Below are 17,199 nucleotides of genomic sequence, written 5' to 3' on the forward strand. Positions count from 1 at the left end.
AGTATTTCAGACAGGAATGAAATCATGCCCATCATACCGTTTATTGAGGAGAAAGCCGGCGAGATGCGCGCGGTTTTTGAAGATCTGCATCGTCATCCGCAAATTGGCTTTGAGGAACAACATGCTTCAGGCGTTGTAGCAGAACTCTTAGAAAAATGGGGCTTTGACGAGGTGCATACTAGCATTGCCAAAACTGGTGTCGTTGGCATTTTGAAAGGTCGAAATCCAGGCAATCGGCGTGTGGGTCTGCGTGCAGATATGGATGCGCTGCCGATCGACGAGATTTCGGGCGTGTCTTACACGTCGCAAAATCCCGGCCGGATGCATGCTTGCGGGCATGATGGTCATACAACCATGCTGCTTGGTGCGGCTCAATATCTTGCTGAGACGCGCAATTTCGAAGGGACTGCAGTCTTTGTTTTCCAGCCCGCCGAAGAAGGTCTTGGTGGAGCACGCGGCATGATCGCCGAAGGACTGTTCGAACGTTTCCCTTGTGACGAAATCTATGGAATGCACAACCAGCCCATGGGCACACTTGGCAAAGCACTTATCCGCAAGGGTGCGGCAATGGCTGGCGCAAGCTTCTTTGACATTAAACTGACCGGCAAGGGAAGCCATGCCGCCCAGCCGCACAATGCCCGCGATGTGCTGGTCATTGGTGCCGATCTGGTTGGCCAGTTGCAGACCATTGTGTCGCGCAACATTCCGGCAACGGATGCCTGCGTTGTATCCTGTACGCAGTTTCATACCGGCAGCGCCTATAATATCGTGCCCGAAGTGGCAACGATCACTGGTACCATCCGCTATTTCGAGCAGCGTGTCTGCGATCTTGCGGAAAGCCGTATCCGTGAAATCTGTGCAGGTGTTGCTGCAGGTTACGGCATCACGGTCGATGTTGATCTTCGCAACGTCTTTGACGTCCTGCGCAATGACCATGATCTTTCCGACGCTTATATGGCTGCAGCGCGCGATGTGCTGGGTGAAGACAACGTCAGCGATGACTGTCCGGCCTTTATGGGCAGTGAAGATTTTGCCGACATGTTGGCGCGTGTGCCGGGTGCGTACATTAATGTGATGCATGGCGGTAAAGCTGCGCTGCATAATCCTGCTTTCGTGCTTGAGCCTGAAACGCTGCCAATCGGAGCGTCGATCTATGCCCGGATCGTGGAAACCCGCCTGCCAGTAAACAAGGACTTAGCAGCATGAGCATGCATGAATTGCCATTTAACCTCGATGAGATGATCGCGCGTCTGCGCCCCTGGATTGAAACGGAAAGCCCGACTTTCGATGCAAGCGCCGTGAACCGCATGGTCGAGGTTGCCGCCTATGATTTTGCCGCGGCAGGTGCAACGATTGAATTCATTCCGGGCCGCATGGGGTTCGGCGGCTCCCTGCGCGCTCGTTTCCCGCACAAGGATCAGGGCAAGCCGGGTATTCTGGTGTCAGGTCATCTTGATACGGTTCATCCGCTCGGAGTGATCAACATCAATCCCTATCGCCGCGAGGACGGTAAACTTTACGGCCCCGGTATTCAGGATATGAAGGGCGGCAACTTCGTGGCGCTTGAAGCCATGCGTGAGATCGCCCGCAGCGGGCTTGTAACAAAGCTTCCCGTTACATTTCTTCTGACGCCGGATGAAGAAGTTGGCACACCTTCGACCCGTGATTTGATTGAGCAGGAAGCACTCAAGAACAAATATGTTCTGGTGCCGGAGCCAGCATTGCGTGATGGCGGTGCGGTTGTCGGTCGTTATGCAATCGCGCGATACAATCTTGAGACTGTCGGCAAGCCAAGCCACGCCGGTTGGTTGCTCAAAGAGGGCCGCTCGGCAATCCGTCGTATGGCCGAAAAAATTATCGAGATCGAAGCACTCACCACAGAAGATTGCACCTTTTCGGTTGGTGTTATTCATGCGGGCCAATGGGTTAATTGTGTTTCTTCAAGTTGTAATGCTGAAGCGCTGAGCATGGCCAAAACGCAGAAAGATCTGGAAGACGGCGTTGCGCGTATCATGGCACTTGGCGGAGACAAAGACGGGGTTGAGCTGATCGTCACCCGCGGCGTCACGCGTCCTGTTTGGGAGCCGGGTCAGCCGCAGGATATGAAGCTCTTCAACTTTGCGAATAATATTGCAAAAGAGATCGGCTTCACCATGTCAGTGCAAAGTTCGGGCGGCGGCTCAGACGGCAATTTTACCGGCGCGCTTGGTGTCCCGACAATCGATTCCATCGGGGTGCGTGGCGAAGGCCTGCATACGTTGGGCGAGCATATTTTCGAAGACAGTCTGGTCGAACGTGCTCGCCTTCATGCGGGTCTGTTTCTCTCACTGGAATAACAGCCAGAGGTGCGGCCATGGCCGATGCTACAAGATCAACAGCAACCCGCATTTCGGGTTTGCTGAGCGAAGTCACGATCAATGTGGATCAATGGGGCGTCGCCCATATCAGGGCGGAAAATCTGCATGATCTGTTTTTCGCACAGGGTTTTAACGCCGCGCGCGATCGGCTCTGGCAGATCGATATAGCGCGCAAGCGCGGGCTTGGTCTGCTGGCGCGCGATTTTGGCCCCGGCTATCTTGAGCAGGATAGGGCCGCGCGCCTGCTGCTATATCGCGGAGATATGGCACCGGAATGGAAGGCTTACGGACCGGATTCTGAACAGATATGCACGGCCTTTGCTCAAGGCATCAATGCCTATATCGATGCCTGTGAAGCAGGCGAGCAGGAACTTCCGCCAGAGTTTGCGCTGCTCGGTCACAAGCCTGATCGGTGGTGTGCCGAAGATGTCGTACGCGTGCGCACCCATTCGCTAACGCGCAATGCATCATCCGAACTTTTGCGCTCAAAAGTCATGGCGAAAGCAGGTGTGGAACTTGGCGCAAAGCTCGATCAGTTGCGCAAGGAATTGTCGCATGGTGTGGTGCCAAGACCGGTTGATGGCTTTGATCCCGACATCATGACTGACAGAGTTTTGCGTGACTTCCAGCTTGCAGTCAGTCCTGCCACATTCTCCAAAGAACGCTTGATTGCAACACTTGATGAAGCAGGTCTCTGGACGGTTGTTTCGACGTCCGGTGACATCGCACGCGCCTCTTTTGAAGAGGGGTCCAATAATTGGGCAATCGCAGCTGAAAAGACCACGACCGGGCGACCGATACTGGCACTCGATCCGCATCGGACCCATGGTTTGCCATCAATCCGCTACGTCGTTCATCTGACCATGCCTGGCCTTGATGTGATCGGTGCAGGCGAGCCTATGGTTCCCGGAATTTCCATGGGGCATAACGGCACCACTGCCTTTGGCCTCACCATCTTTGGAGCCGATCAGGAAGATATCTACGTTTATCAGACTGATGAAAACAACCACGACCAATATGCCTATCAAGGCAATTGGGAGCGGTTCAAAACGATTACTGAAAACATCCCTGTTAAAGGGCATCCGGATCAAACCGTCGAACTGAAATTCACGCGGCATGGTCCTGTGCTCTATGAGGATGAAGCGAACAATCGCGCCTTTGGTCTGCGTACAGTCTGGATGGATGCGGGCATGGCACCCTATATGGCGAGCCTTGCCGTCATGCGGGCTAAAAACTATGCCGATTATACCAGCGCGCTGGATGGCTGGGGATGCCCGTCGGTCAATCACATCTATGCAGATACAACAAACACCATTGCATGGAAGCCTTCAGGCGCCACACCTGTTCGCGAGAACTGGGACGGAATTTTACCTGTCCCCGGTGATGGGCGTTATGAGTGGAATGGCTATCTGGCTCCGCAGTCTGGCCCTGTTGAAATTAATCCAGAACGCGGCTTTATCGCGACCGCCAACGCCATGAATATGCCTGATGCGTGGACAGCCACCTATCCGGCCATTGGTTATGAATGGCTGGATAGCAGTCGTCACGACACCTTGCATCAAGCGCTGTCGCGCAAAGCGCCAATATCGCTTGAAGACTGCGCGCGCCTGCAAGCCTCCACTTTTTCACCCATTGCCGCGCGGGCACTAAAAAGCCTCAAGCGACTGTTTCCGCATAGTGATGATCCGGCTCAACTGCTTCTTCGCGATTGGGATGCGGACCTGTCGGCAAAATCTGCACCGGCGGCGCTTTTTGAAATCTGGTTGAACAAGTATCTGGGACCGCTTGTTGCAAAAGCCGAGGGCGCTGTCGCAGATGTGATACCGCTGCTTATGCCATTTGATTCACCGAGCATTGTGTCATGGCTGGAAAATACGCCAGCATCGTCCAAGCATACCGCGGCCATTCAGCAAAGCCTCACCGATGCCTGGGCTGAGTGCGCCTCGTTGATGGGGGCGGATGCTACGCAATGGGCATGGGGTACCATTCATAAGCTTGAACTCCGCCATCCCTTGCAGGCGTTGACAGACAATGATTGGTCACTGAAGCCCGTAGCGCTTGGCGGCAGTAGTTCAACACTCAACTATGCAACATACCGATTGCACGACTTCTCGGTTGTTGCAGGTCCATCTGTCCGAATGGTCATCGATGTTGGCGACTGGGACAATAGTCTCTTCGTCAATAATCCCGGCCAGTCTGGTGTGCCGCTTAATCAGCATTATGCTGATTTATCAAAGAATTGGCGTAATGCTAAGCCTTTACCACTTCTATATTCATGGGAACGAATTCAACATAACACTGAGGAAAGAATTATATTGAAGGCGCCTCTTTGAGGCTGCAAAGGTCACGCGACGGTGTAGCACAAGTATAATGATGCAGAGCGCCTCCAATCACCGATTGGGAGCGCCTGCTAATTTTACCGTCATGATGCAGAACAAGAGGCACGTTACCGCTACTAAAACCATGCATAGAAGCCACCAGATCGAGCTTTGCTGAACCAAATATGCAGCGAGTGGCGTAGCGGCGGCACCGAGCATAAGCGGCAGCGCGCCCAATATAGCTGCACTTGAACCCAACGCTTTATTTCGCGTAGCGAGGGCCATGGACATCAAAGTGCTCTCGGCTATTCCTAAGCCCGCCAACGATACGAACATTCCAATGACAATCCCATAAAAACCCATGGGTGTCATGGATGAGGTGAGGGCCATACTTGTTCCAATGAAAATTGCCAATGAACCAATTAGCGCCAATTTTTGAACAGCCATGTGAATAGCGAAACGTGCACTGAGCATGGCACCGAGCAGAACAGCGAAACCAGTTCCGCGAAATACTAACCCGAAATGAGATGGCGATAAGCCATAGTGTTCCTGATACGCAAACGCAGAGCCTCCAATATATACAAACAGAAAGACGAAAGTCAGAGTCAATGCAGTCGCTGGAACCAGAAATTTCGGGTCGGATAGGAGCTCAGTATATGTACGAAAAATCACGCCGAACTCTAGTTTTGTTCGTTTTTCAGCTGGAAGCGATTCAGGCAACATTATCAAACTACTGATCAATACCAGAATGCCAAGTGCGGCTAAGGTTAGAAAAATAGCGCGCCAGCCAAATGCTTCGCCAATAAGTCCACCAGTTGCTGGCGCAAAAACTGGACCGAGACCCTGAACGGTCATTAGAAGTGCGAAAATCTGTGTCGCACGAGCGCCCTCTGCGACATCCCGAACACTGCTCATGGCCGTTACGATTGCCAAGGATGCAGCCAGCCCCTGAAAAAAGCGCGCGATTATCAAGCTTTCATGTGTTGATGCCCAAGCAGACCATACAGATGTGAAAACAAATATTATGATTGCAGTGAGCAGGGGGCCTCTGCGCCCGAGGGCATCTATAATGGGCCCAAATATGAGCTGCCCACCACCCATAGCCAATAAGAACACGGTCAAAGTGAATTGCATGGTTGTATAGTCAGTGCCTAACTCGTTTGCCATTACGGGCAACGAAGGCAGATACATATCGATTGATGTTGGCCCAAGTAACGTTAGAAAGCCCAAAGCAATGGCGACACCAAAGGGCGCCGTGCCTGGATGAGTTACGGTTTTCATTAAATCCTCTTAAGGCCGCCAGCGGTCTATGGCACTAAGGGCGGCATTGAATGGGCGCAGGAAGATCCGAACCGTCTCTGGTTCACGCCATTTGGTGAGCCAAAGCGCCTGATCACGCGTGGCGGTGCAGGTGCTGGAGAGGCTGCGACGCGTGTAACCCGTATTCCGGGTGGTCATCCTGAAGGTTATCTTGAAGCTTTTGCAACGATCTATACAGAAGCTGCAAATGCAATTCAGGCGCGACGTGACAATGCGAAGGTTGATAGCGCGGTTATCTATCCAACCGTTGATGACGGGGTAAGAGGTGTATCGTTCATCGATGCCTGTGTGCGTTCATCCAATAAAAACGGCGGATGGGTTCATATGGCATGATTTGTTGCAATCTGCTGATAGCTCACTGCATCGAGAAATGGCTGCAACAAATACGGCAATAGCTCCCGAATTTGATCCGGGAGCATTGTTTGTTTGGTTTATGCGTTGTTCCTCACCAGTTCACTTTGAATCCGACATTGCCTTTGATTGCATAGCTGTCAGAGAAATGGGTGAGCGATGTGTTGATTGAGCCTTCGCCACACAGAGCATATTTGTTGTTTGCCCATGCATAGGTGCCGCCTGCACCGATACCGCCCCATGTGTCATCACTGTTGGTTGCCATATGGGTTCCTGCGTAATTCATGCGGGCGTCACCCATGAGTTCCTGATAGAGATTGGCAATGCCATAGAGTGAGGTATTGACCATCAGGCCGCCTTTGTCTTTCCAGCTATTGGCATAGTTGGCAGCAAGGCCGATACGGGCATTCAGACTGTCACCGTTTCGATTGGAGATACGCGCACCATAGGTATCGGTAAATGTATCGAAATCAACGGATGACCATGTAAGCTGTGCTTGTGGTGTCAGCGACCAATACGGGTCGAGATCAAAGCGCTGCCCTGCTTCAAGGCTGAGTGCATAGCCAAAGCCTTTGTTGCCATTGGCAAGCGTTGGGTTGGTTGCATCGACACCAAGGTCACTGTCATACCAGTTGGCTTGTGCCTGTGTGTCGAGATAGAAGCCGGAGGTGCCATACCAGGTGGCGTTCGCACCAAGCCCCCAACCCTGTGTGGTAATGCTGCCCGATCCATCGCCAGTGCAACGCTGACTGGAACGAAACTATCTGTCATAAGATGGTAAATTACGATTTGCGGACGGAATCGTTCAGCAAAATCTAAAACACGTGAGGCGTACGAATGGCTGAGCAGATTAGAAAACAAGGCCCACGATTTACTCGTGAATTACCAGCTGTACGTAAGCGTATGTTAGTCGAAGCTGCTACTCGTTGCCTTGCTCGCGGCGGGATTACCGCATTAACGACGGATAATATACGCAAGGAAGCAAAAGTATCTATTGGTCTCGTTTCACATCACTTCTCGGGCAAAGATGAAATTCTTTCTGAAGTGTACCAAGTTTCGCTTTATGATGATGTTCACCATCAGATAATAGAAGCCCAGAAAAGCCGTGACGATGATTCCAGCAGTCCAGAGCAGCGGTTAAGCACACTCATTCAGGCACAATTTTCAGAGAAGCATTTTTCAAAGGATAACCTTCACATATGGTTATCGCTTTGGGGTGAGATCGATAAGAATGAAGCACTGAAAACCCAACACAGAAAGCTTTGGCAGGCGTATCGCGAAGCGCTTCAGTTGGATATAGCTGCACTCGCTGCACAACGTAATTACGAGATTAACACGAAACGGCTGGCCATAAATTTTATTGCGCTATTTGATGGGCTTTGGCTGGAGTGGTGCCTCGACCCAACAGCTGTCTCAAGAGAGGATGCTATCGAGGGGTGCTATTCTCTTCTCGAGGCTCAGCTTGGCCCCCTTAGCCGCCTTGATCCAACGCCCGGAAATGTGTCAGAGTAAGAAACTGGCTGACGAATAAAATCTTGATAAGTTATGCGACGCCTTTGGCTGCTGATTACGCCTTTATGGGGCAATGTCGCCAGGATAAACCATAGCAACCTGATGTGGCGGATTAAATCTGAAAATCGTATGGACGGATTCATACATGCGTTTGTGCGTTAATGTTATCTCATTGAGAATGACCTAAATTGAACACTTAAAATATTTGTTTAAATAATTGTTTTAAAATAGACAATTTCTCTTTCTTCACATTTTGCATTGCATCAGCTTATCGAAAAATAGAACGATAAATTATTATTGAAAGTATTTTCAATAAGCGTTACATCTCATTACAGACCCGTTAAAATGATGGGGGCGCACAAAAACAATTACCGGAGACGGATGGGGGTGACTTGGTGCTTGTGCACCTAAATTGTGACACGCGACCCAATCCAAGTTCTATGAAACACCAACTGAACCCGGTGTTTTGTTACCCATGTTCGCTATCTGTCGGTGGAGGATGGAGAAAGCTATGCAAATGGCCCCTAAATATAAGTCAAGATCGGGGTGGGATGCACTCTTGCCGCCAAGAGTAACAAAAACAGATCTTCCAACCTCCAGACGATATAGAAGCATTGTTGTAGGCGCCGGTTACACTGGCCTTGCCGCTGCGAGACGTTTGGCTGAATTATATCCCGATGAGCCGGTACTACTTCTGGAAGCTTCAACAATCGGGGAGGGGGCATCAGGTCGAAACTCGGGCTATTTGCTAATTAATCCGGGCGAACCCAGCGCCAACGCTGAAGAGTTTACAGCCGGCTGGGCCACAAGGCAGATGAACATTGTTCAGGCCGGTTTGGATGAGCTGAAAACACACGTCAACCGTTATGCGATTGAATGCGATTGGGATGAAAACCCCTTGGCGATCACCGCCGCGGCGACCCGGCGTGTTGAGGAAAGTGCCAGAGCGACAGTTGCCACCTACCGCAAATGGGGTATGGATCCACGGGAATATTCTCAAGCTGAATTGTCTGCTATCATCGGAAGTGACTACTATCGATATGGGTTCGGGTCACTGACCAAAGTTTTGGTTCAGCCAGCATCCCTGCATAGAGGGCTTGCGGATAACCTTCCGCTATCGGTGCATTTGGTTGAGAATATTGTTGTTCAGTCGGTATCTAAGAGTTCGCCTTTTCACATTCAGACGAGCCGGGGTGATTTTGTTGCCGATCGTGTGTTTATCACAAACAACCTTCACGCACGCGAACTTGGGATTGTGCGCAATCGAATGATCGGTATTCTAACCTATGGTGCGTTTACGCCTGAACTTGATGACAATGAACTGGCACGTTTGGGTGCGCAAGCTAAATGGGGGATATTGCCCGCGCATCGAATGGGCACAACGATGCGGAAGACGAACCGCAGACTGCTTATTCGGAGCGGAGATTCTTATGAGCAAGAGCTTGCGCCAGAAAAAGCGCGGGCCATGTTGACAGCTTTATATCGAAACCGGTTCCCGCATATTCAAAACCATGAATTTGAATTCGTATGGGGTGGATTTACTGCAGTTACACATAATGGCGGCTTCTATTTTGGTGAGGCCTATCCAGGGATGTTCGTATCGGTAGGGTGCGGTGGCGCAGGTGTGCTTCGTGGGACAAGTCAGGGCAAACTCCTTGCGGATCTTGCTGCAGGCGTTGGTTCACAGCTACTAACGGATCGACTGAATATGACTGGCCCCAACTGGATCCCACCAGACCCCCTCGCGAGGATCGGTGCGAAACTGCAAATTGCGTTTGAGCAATTCCAGGCCGGAAGAGAGCGTTGAAAGACGCATAAGTGACTTTACGCTGTGCGGAGAGGTATTACCAGTTTGTTTGAGCCTGGCGTTTCCGGTATCGATATCGCATGAAATCACCCAGGTCCATTCCCCGGGCGAAGGAGGTTCGTTTTCCGGTTTAATTATTGCCTACGTTGTCTGGACCTATCACCGATTTGCTTTAAGCACGGGCGATGTGGAAGATCTTAATGCTGAGCGTGGTGTGCTTGGCAGCCGGGAGACCGTTTGCGTATGGATTAATCGCTTCGGCCGCCATTTGGACGACTGTATCCGCAAGGGCCGACTACAGCCAAATGACAAAGCGCACATCGATGAGGTCGTCATCATGATCAGCGGAAAGAAGTTCTGGCTTTGGCGGACAATTGATGCAGACGGCGATGTTCTTGGTATTCTGGTTCAAAACTTGTCGTAACACTAAGGCTGCCAAACGGTTTTTCCCCATACTGGTGAAGCAATTCGGTCGACCATGTGTGGTTGTGACGGATAAGCTGCACAGTTACATTAAGCCGATACAGAACCTTTCACCAGTTGCGGATCACCGGGCCCATAAAGGCCTGAATAACGCCATCGAAGTTTCGCATAGGCCAACACGAAAACGGGAAAAGATATTTGGGCGGTCCAAGGCAGCGCGACATGCACAAAGGTTCCTTGCTGCTCACGATCCGATTAACCTGATTTACCGTTCGCGTCGCCATAAACACACAGCTCGTGCCCACCGCCATGCACGTAATGATGCATTTGCATTTGACATAACTACACCGCTGAAATGACCGCATGAGCGAAAGCTCAAAGCGTTCCTGCGGCCTGCCTCAAACAATTTGGCAATACCGTCTCACTACTGGAACCGGAGAGCGAACTCTACAACACAAGAATTGTAGACGTTTCGCATCGTTACCCAAAGATGTAGGTGGTGGGGCCGCAATTTATTATCCCAATCATTATGCTTTTACGAAATGCGGCAATGAACTCAGGGAGGTACAAAACTGAACTAGCATTGGTGAAAGTACAAAACGTCGACATTACCAATTTCGAAAGCAAGCTTGACGATTTCAAATCAGCGTTCGGGAGAAACTGTCTTCTGGCCTCAGACGGTTTTGAAGAAGCAATGAAGCGTATTGATGAAGCGATCTGAGGACCTGACTGTTAAGCGACTGACGCGTGATAATCCGACTATGGCTACGAAATTTGCTGAACTCCAGTCCGGTGTCACGGACGGTGCTTGAGAGAACTGCCGGTTCTTGACCGGCTATCTAGGTCAGAGACTCGCGAACAAATATGCCTAGGTTGCGCTCTAGGCTTTTTCTAAAGGACAGGTTTTGCAGATTGACAATGAAGGGATGAAATATCGTAAGCAGCAGATGCGGCGCCTACGTTGTACTTTACCATCGTTATCAACGTATCGAACGGGTTCAAATAATGGATTGAGCGAACCGTCCTCAAAGCGGCGTGTTGCAAGATAGTTTTGTCCGTCGCGGACGCCCTGATGCTCTGGTCTCAGCAACGCAGCGCTGCGCTCAACCACATTTTCAAGTATGTTTCCAGCATTGCTCCAAAGCACCTTGCGTGGCAGCCCACTGACATCAGACAGAACTGAAATGACTGGTCTCAGATGATCGTCGGCAAGAAATGAAAAGCGTTCTCTGGAGTTATTCGCCGCGTTTTGAATGCCCTTAGACGGCAAACCAAAGCGCATATTGCCGCCTTCGTCATCCAGAGCGATGCAGATATTTGAAAGATCGAGCCTTAGTTGCCAGTCAAATAAAATGGCGGCCGCAGCTGCTGGCAGAATAAGCCGGGAGAAATAGAGTTTAGACCATTGCGAAGCCACAGCGCGGGGCTCAGGCTCTTCATAGCGTTTAGCGAAACTTTTCAGAATCTTGTCTAAGCGATCCTGATTAAAGATCTGAAGTGCGGGTTCAAAATCCGTTGTCGCTTCGCTGATCAGGAAGAAATTGGCAGCCAGTTCTTCGAGTGGCCCTGTAAAGTGATCTCCGAAAATTCTGATCATCGCCGCGCTACCGCCACGCAGAAAAATAAGCCGCCAATAAAGGTAGCGATCAACCCGGCCGGTATTTCCCATGGAAACGCGATATATCTGCCGATCCAGTCAGCGAGTACGAGAATTAACGCCCCGATCAGCGATGAACCGATCAGAAATGGTATGGGGCGCTGATTTCCGGTTAGTCGAGCGAGATGAGGTGCCAGCAAACCGATGAAACTGACTGGCCCGACAATGAGAACGGAAGTCCCTGTCAGTAGCCCGGTCAGAAGAATGACGAGCAGGCGGGCCCGCCTTAAACTCAACCCGAGCGAGCGGGAAACTTGCTGCCCTAATGGTAAAATCGCCATCCATCGCTGGAGCAACAATGCAACGCACAGGCCAGTGACACAGATTACTGATGCGATTACAGCATCGGACATGCGAACGGAATAAAGCGACCCGGACATCCACCCCATTAGCCGGGTTAGCCTCATATCGCCCAGAAAAATGACAATCGACATAAAAGAACCTGATAGTGCGGTGACCGCAATACCAGTCATCAACAGTCTTTCCGGCGCAAAGCCTGACCGTGCTGTCAAGCGCAATGAGAGAGAGAGGAAAAAAATGCTACCCAAGGCTGCAATCAAAATGCTCTGCGTTCGTCCAAGCGGAGGCAGAAAGAGAACAATTGGGATCATAAGAAGGGCGGCTCCGGATGATATGCCCAGCAATTCTGGGCTTGCCATCGGATTGCCGGTCATCCTTTGCATAAGACATCCCGCTATTGCGAGCATCGCTCCTGTCGCCGCGGCAGCTATTATACGCGGAGCCCGCCATTCAAAATAACTTGCCCATTCGCTGGCGATAAGAAGATGCCAGCCCCCCTCAGAACGCGTCATCACAAGGACAAAGAGCGTCAAAGCCATCAATGCAAACAGGAGCAAGAGGAGAAAGAACGGCGTCTGGCGTTTGTAGGATGCTCCGTCAGTTAGCGAGGCGGTCTGCGTCCCCAGCGACCGGGCTTTTCGCAGGATAATCAGGAGAAGTGGCGCACCAAGAATAGCCGTTAGGCTTCCGGCCGGAACATCCAAAGCTGGCAGGAGAAACAGTAACAATTGATCGGTTGTCAGCAATAAGCCCCCCGCAATCAGCGGAGCTGCAATCAACTGGTCTTTCAATCGCCTTGCTCCGGCAAAGCGGGCTATTGCAGCGCCCCCAAGGCCGATAAAGGCAATGACGCCGCAGGTAGATATGACAATCGCAGCACCTGTTACGGCAGCGACCAGCGTCACAGTGCGCACGAGTACAGGTTTTGAGCCGAGACTGGTTGCCACGGTCTCGTTGACGCCCATTGCTGTCAGAGGTCGCAATAACATAAATGCGACTAAACTAAGCGCCAGAGTTGCAATAAGAAGCAACTGCGTTCCGTTCCAGTTGTTCTGAGATAGTGACCCTGATTGCCAGACGATGAGTTCACCCAGATCTTCAAAATGCGCAATCAACAGCATCGTAGTCACGGCTTCAAAACAGAGCGAAAGCACCATGCCGTAAAGCACGATTCTGAGCGGAGCGAATTGCAGGGTTTTCGTGAGGAATAAAATGACTGTCAGCGTAATGCCGCTGCCAATAAGAGAGGGAAGAATAAAGCCGGAATTCGCTGCCGCAGGGAACCAGAGAACAGTGACAGCAACAGCAACGCGTGATGCAGAAAAGATACCCAAAGTGCCGGGCTCGGCAAGCGGGTTGGAAAGTACCTGCTGCAAAAGCGTTGTGCAGAGACCTAATAAAATTCCTGCCAGAACTGCTACGCTCACGCGTGGGAGATAACTATAATAAACGAGCATATCCGTAAGACTGGTTGTATCAGGCGCAAATATCGCTCTGGTACTGGCAGGCCATATATCGCTTTGGTGTAGGTTAAGCATAAAAAGACACAGCCCCAGGCCAATCAGAGCAGCTCCAAGGGCAACGCTTATATTGCGGGGCTGATCTTTTTGGATCATCGCGGGTGTTGTGGCGTCAGACATTGGAAAGCCCTTCGCACATTTGCTCCGCCAGTCGTTCAGCGGAACGCACGCCTCCATTGGGATAAATGACCGGCATACGCACAATGCGGCCCGCTTGCACCGCCGGAAACGCGTTCCAGATAGGATTATGAGTGAGCCTGTCTAAAGCCGCGTCGGTTTCTGCACCTCTGTCAAAGTGGATAATGACTGCGTCAGAGTTCTCTGCAAGGCGGTTAAGCGCAACAGATGTAACGCCCGATGCATTCACACGACCCTCAAATGCATTCCGCAACGAAAGGCGCTTTAACATGTCACCGATCAGGCCATTGCCACCGAACATCGCCACATTCCGCCCATCGCGATTGAACCGGCACACATAGACAGCGCGATCAAAACCCGAAAGCGCGCGCGACGCTGTTTCAATCCCACGTTCGCAATTGTTGATCATGGTGTCTGCAACAGCGAGGCGATCTGTTTGCATGGCGAGACGGCGGAGAAGTATCTGAACATGTTCAACCGCAGGCGTTTTGCCTGCGAAGACCGGATAGGCTGTTACCGGAGCAATTTTCCTCAGCACTTCAAGCGATGAGGCCTGCCAGTCGGCCATCAAAATATGATCGGGTTTAAGTGAGAGCATGTATTCAATATTAGGCTCATTTAACGGCCCAAGATCGGCAACAGTGATATCAAGCGCAGGGTCACCGACGAGGCGCTGATAAAGAGGCACGTTGGCCGTCGCGATTGGCTGCAGACCAAGCGTTACGAGTAATTCAGTAAGCAGCAGATCCATGCTGACGATGCGTGACATAGGCGGCATGCCGCCTGTTTGACCAGCTTGCCCGGACGGGATCGTAAACGCCAAAGGAGCGGCAAGAGCCGCCCCCAGTATGCCTCGACGCGTGATGCTTCTGTTGGTTACCATTTATATCCGACGGTAGCGGTCACGGTAAGAGGTTCGCCATAGCGGCATCCATCCTGAGCAACGCAGGTGTAATATTTTTTATCAAAAAGATTACGTGCATTGATCGTCAGCGAAGTTCCCTCAAGCTCGTTCTTGAAAGCGCCCAGATCGAAACGAAGCATCGCATCGACCATCGTGTAGGCTGGAATGTCCTGTTCCATGTCTGGCAGGTTGGTCTTTCCGACATAACGAAGACCCGCTCCGACATTGACGCCCTTAACACCGACCTTGTCGAGATCGTAATCGGCCCAGATCGAGAAACTATGGCGTGGAACCAGCGCAACCTGTTCGCCGATTTCGTAAGGCTTGGCGCTTTGTTCGATCGTTGCATCGGTAAATGTATAGGCGGCAATCAGACCAAGATCGCCAACCTGTCCCCGCGCTTCCAGTTCAAGGCCACGCGATTGGACTTTACCCTGCTGAAATGCGTCGCCAAATGCATTGTAGGTCACGACATTCTTTTGCGTGAGATCGAACACTGCCGCGCTTAGCATAAGGTCAGTTCCATCGGGCTGATAACGAACACCAGCCTCGTATTGCAGTCCCTTGTTTGGCTCCAGCGCATCGCCATTCACATCCGCACCAATCTGCGGATCAAACGACTGACTGACACTGACATAAGGTGCGATGCCATTGTCAAACACATAGACGAGGCCAGCGCGCCCGGTGAACGCGCTGTTCTTCTGGTCTGTAACCTTGCCATTCTGATATGTTGTTGTTGTGCTTTCTGACCAGTCATGACGGCCGCCAAGCAACAAGGTCCAATGCTCATCGAATTTGATCTGATCCTGCAGATAAAGTCCGTATTGGTTGCCGATCGCTTTCTGACCACGATTAACCGCATAGCTCACGGAAGGGCTGCCGGTATATTGGCCGGTTTCAAGATCAAGTACGCTATAACCAGTGCCTCTGTAGCGGTTTGAATCGTAGGACCTGCGATAATAATCAAAACCACCGATAATCCTGTGTTCAATCGCACCTGTATTGAAAGCATATTCGAGTGAAGTATCCGAGGTGGCACCATAGGATGTTTCATAGCGTTCACTGGCAAGCCGTGTAAGCTTCCCGTTACTCGATGGTGCCAGATTGCCAAACATGTAGTTCCACTCAACATCAGAGTGGAAATAGCGATTGTTGCTGCGCAGCTTCACGCCGTTTTCAAACTGGTGTTCGAACAATCCGCCAACCGTATACATATCGACATTATATTTATCGAAGCCTTCAATCCCCAAAAAGCGGTCACGCGGGATTGTCCCCTGGCTGACATCTTCATAGCGTAGCGGCGTAGCGAAACCCGTTTTGATACGCTGATAGCTTCCGAGCACAGTGAATGACGTTGCCTCATCCGGTTTCCAGGTAAGAGCTGGTGCGATGTAAAACTTATCATCAGGCGTATTATCAACCCAGTTGTCCGCGTCGCGGAAAAGTCCCGTCAGACGATAGGTCAGACTGCTATCACTGGTAACTGGGCCGCCAAAATCAGCAGAGACCTGCTTGCGGTTATAGCTGCCATATTCGACATTCACTTCGTGCAATGGTTTATCAGTCGGGCGCTTAGAAACGCCATTGACCACCCCGCCCGGCGAAAGCTGACCATAAAGCACGGAAGACGCGCCGCGCAGAACTTCCACACGTTCCAGGCCATAGGGCTCCTGTCCACCGTCATAAACATTTGATTGCAGTTTCATACCGTCGCGCAAAGTTCCGCTATTACCAGATGCAACATTGAAACCGCGAATAGTCAGATCATCCACCATGCGGCTGAATGAGCCTGATTGGGCGGATACACCCGGGGTGTAGCTCAGCGTCTGAGCGATCGATGTTGCTTTCTGATCACGTACCTGGTCAGCTGTTACTACAGTGACTGATTGTGGTGTTTCAATCAGCGGTGTGTCCATCTTTGTTGCAGATGAGGAACCGACTGCGAGATAGCCATCAATGGGACCAAATGCACTTTGCCCCGCGCTTCCTTCAACCGTAATTGTATTAAGCAACACGGAGCCATCGGGTGCAACTCCGACCGCATTGGCAGATTGCTGCGCTGATATCGTAACGGTATTGCCACGCAGACTATATGTGAGACCAGAGCCGGAAAGAATGTGGTTCAGTGCTTCTGGACGTGTCAGCGAACCTTGCGCACCGCCAGAGTTTTTGCCACGTACAATGCTTGCATCAAAGAACAGTTGAACACCGGTTTGGTTGGAATATTGAACCAGCGCTTTGGATAATGGCTGTGCCGCAATATCAAATGATGTGCGCTGGACCTGACCATTTGGAGTGGTTTGCGCCCACACGACGTCCGGCGCAAATACCGTAATGCCAACCAATGCGCTGGCCGCAAGCAAATGCAGAGAGAACCCGGTTCTAAGACGAGCCTTAGAACTCTGGTGATGACGGCTCCGCATTCCGCTCCTAATATCGACGTGCATAGGCTGATTTCCCGATGTCTGACGCCCTGCCAATGCAGGATTTTCCGATTACTTCTTGGCTGCAACGCAGCCCCTTACAGAACCAGACACCTCGGAAAGGCGATCTAATGATCGCAATTGTAAAAATTTTGATTTTTTTCGCTTA

The 17,199-nt window shown here is 51.3% G+C and carries 12 protein-coding genes and 2 pseudogenes; 8 read left to right on the top strand and 6 right to left on the bottom strand.

Annotated elements, in window-relative coordinates; all coding sequences use genetic code 11:
* Positions 1-24: 24 nt before the first annotated feature.
* Genes ACOZHT_RS23015 through ACOZHT_RS23025 form a run of 3 tightly spaced genes read left to right on the top strand, consistent with a single transcriptional unit; the run spans position 25 to position 4,690 of the window.
* Positions 25-1,206: a M20 aminoacylase family protein gene (locus ACOZHT_RS23015; protein ID WP_421566763.1), complete on the top strand. Its 1,182-nt coding sequence runs from the start codon at positions 25-27 to the stop codon at positions 1,204-1,206.
* Complete coding sequence (locus ACOZHT_RS23020) at positions 1,203-2,336, top strand: M20/M25/M40 family metallo-hydrolase (RefSeq protein WP_421566764.1); 1,134 nt, start codon at positions 1,203-1,205, stop codon at positions 2,334-2,336. The genes ACOZHT_RS23015 and ACOZHT_RS23020 overlap by 4 nt, the downstream gene beginning before the upstream one ends.
* Positions 2,337-2,353: 17 nt before the next feature.
* Positions 2,354-4,690 carry a penicillin acylase family protein gene (locus ACOZHT_RS23025; RefSeq protein WP_421566765.1) on the top strand — a complete coding sequence of 779 codons (2,337 nt, stop codon included), beginning with the start codon at positions 2,354-2,356 and terminating at the stop codon, positions 4,688-4,690.
* A 57-nt stretch (positions 4,691-4,747) separates the two neighbouring features.
* On the opposite strand, the gene ACOZHT_RS23030 is transcribed toward ACOZHT_RS23025, so the two are convergent.
* Positions 4,748-5,956: a multidrug effflux MFS transporter gene (locus ACOZHT_RS23030; protein WP_421566766.1), complete on the bottom strand. Its 1,209-nt coding sequence runs from the start codon at positions 5,954-5,956 to the stop codon at positions 4,748-4,750.
* A gap of 24 nt (positions 5,957-5,980) precedes the next feature.
* Between ACOZHT_RS23030 and ACOZHT_RS23035 the strand changes: the two are divergent.
* Positions 5,981-6,328, top strand: a pseudogene (locus tag ACOZHT_RS23035) (gfo/Idh/MocA family oxidoreductase); the annotation flags it as partial.
* A gap of 112 nt (positions 6,329-6,440) precedes the next feature.
* On the opposite strand, the gene ACOZHT_RS23040 reads toward ACOZHT_RS23035, so the two are convergent.
* A complete protein-coding gene (locus tag ACOZHT_RS23040; protein ID WP_421566799.1) occupies positions 6,441-7,064 on the bottom strand; it encodes an autotransporter outer membrane beta-barrel domain-containing protein in 624 nt (207 codons plus the stop codon).
* Between the two features lie 119 nt (positions 7,065-7,183).
* Here ACOZHT_RS23040 and ACOZHT_RS23045 point away from each other — a divergent pair, with 119 nt between their 5' ends.
* The 4 genes and pseudogenes from ACOZHT_RS23045 to ACOZHT_RS23060 all read left to right on the top strand — a co-directional run bounded on the left by ACOZHT_RS23045 (position 7,184) and on the right by ACOZHT_RS23060 (position 10,809).
* Positions 7,184-7,858: a TetR family transcriptional regulator C-terminal domain-containing protein gene (locus ACOZHT_RS23045; RefSeq protein ID WP_421566767.1), complete on the top strand. Its 675-nt coding sequence runs from the start codon at positions 7,184-7,186 to the stop codon at positions 7,856-7,858.
* Between the two features lie 499 nt (positions 7,859-8,357).
* Positions 8,358-9,665 (top strand): NAD(P)/FAD-dependent oxidoreductase, encoded by a 1,308-nt coding sequence (locus ACOZHT_RS23050; protein WP_421566768.1) that lies wholly within the window; start codon positions 8,358-8,360, stop codon positions 9,663-9,665.
* An 80-nt stretch (positions 9,666-9,745) separates the two neighbouring features.
* A pseudogene (locus tag ACOZHT_RS23055) lies at positions 9,746-10,455 on the top strand (IS6 family transposase).
* A gap of 183 nt (positions 10,456-10,638) precedes the next feature.
* Positions 10,639-10,809 carry a DUF2130 domain-containing protein gene (locus ACOZHT_RS23060; RefSeq protein WP_421566769.1) on the top strand — a complete coding sequence of 57 codons (171 nt, stop codon included), beginning with the start codon at positions 10,639-10,641 and terminating at the stop codon, positions 10,807-10,809.
* A 159-nt stretch (positions 10,810-10,968) separates the two neighbouring features.
* Here ACOZHT_RS23060 and fhuF read toward each other — a convergent pair whose 3' ends face one another.
* The 4 genes from fhuF to ACOZHT_RS23080 are packed head-to-tail and all read right to left on the bottom strand — an operon-like array spanning position 10,969 to position 17,054.
* Positions 10,969-11,685, bottom strand: coding sequence for a siderophore-iron reductase FhuF (fhuF, locus tag ACOZHT_RS23065; protein WP_339513930.1), 717 nt, complete (start codon positions 11,683-11,685; stop codon positions 10,969-10,971).
* Positions 11,682-13,685, bottom strand: a complete 2,004-nt coding sequence (fhuB, locus tag ACOZHT_RS23070; protein ID WP_421566770.1) for a Fe(3+)-hydroxamate ABC transporter permease FhuB — start codon at positions 13,683-13,685, stop codon at positions 11,682-11,684. Before fhuB ends, fhuF begins: the two co-directional genes overlap by 4 nt.
* Entirely contained in the window at positions 13,678-14,586 is a 909-nt protein-coding gene (locus ACOZHT_RS23075; protein ID WP_339513934.1) for an ABC transporter substrate-binding protein, read from the bottom strand. Before ACOZHT_RS23075 ends, fhuB begins: the two co-directional genes overlap by 8 nt.
* On the bottom strand, positions 14,580-17,054 hold the full coding sequence (locus ACOZHT_RS23080; protein WP_421566771.1) for a TonB-dependent siderophore receptor: 2,475 nt from the start codon (positions 17,052-17,054) through the stop codon (positions 14,580-14,582). The genes ACOZHT_RS23075 and ACOZHT_RS23080 overlap by 7 nt, the downstream gene beginning before the upstream one ends.
* Positions 17,055-17,199 lie beyond the last annotated feature (145 nt).

This window comes from Ochrobactrum sp. EDr1-4, from assembly GCF_049199085.1.
Lineage (GTDB): Bacteria > Pseudomonadota > Alphaproteobacteria > Rhizobiales > Rhizobiaceae > Brucella.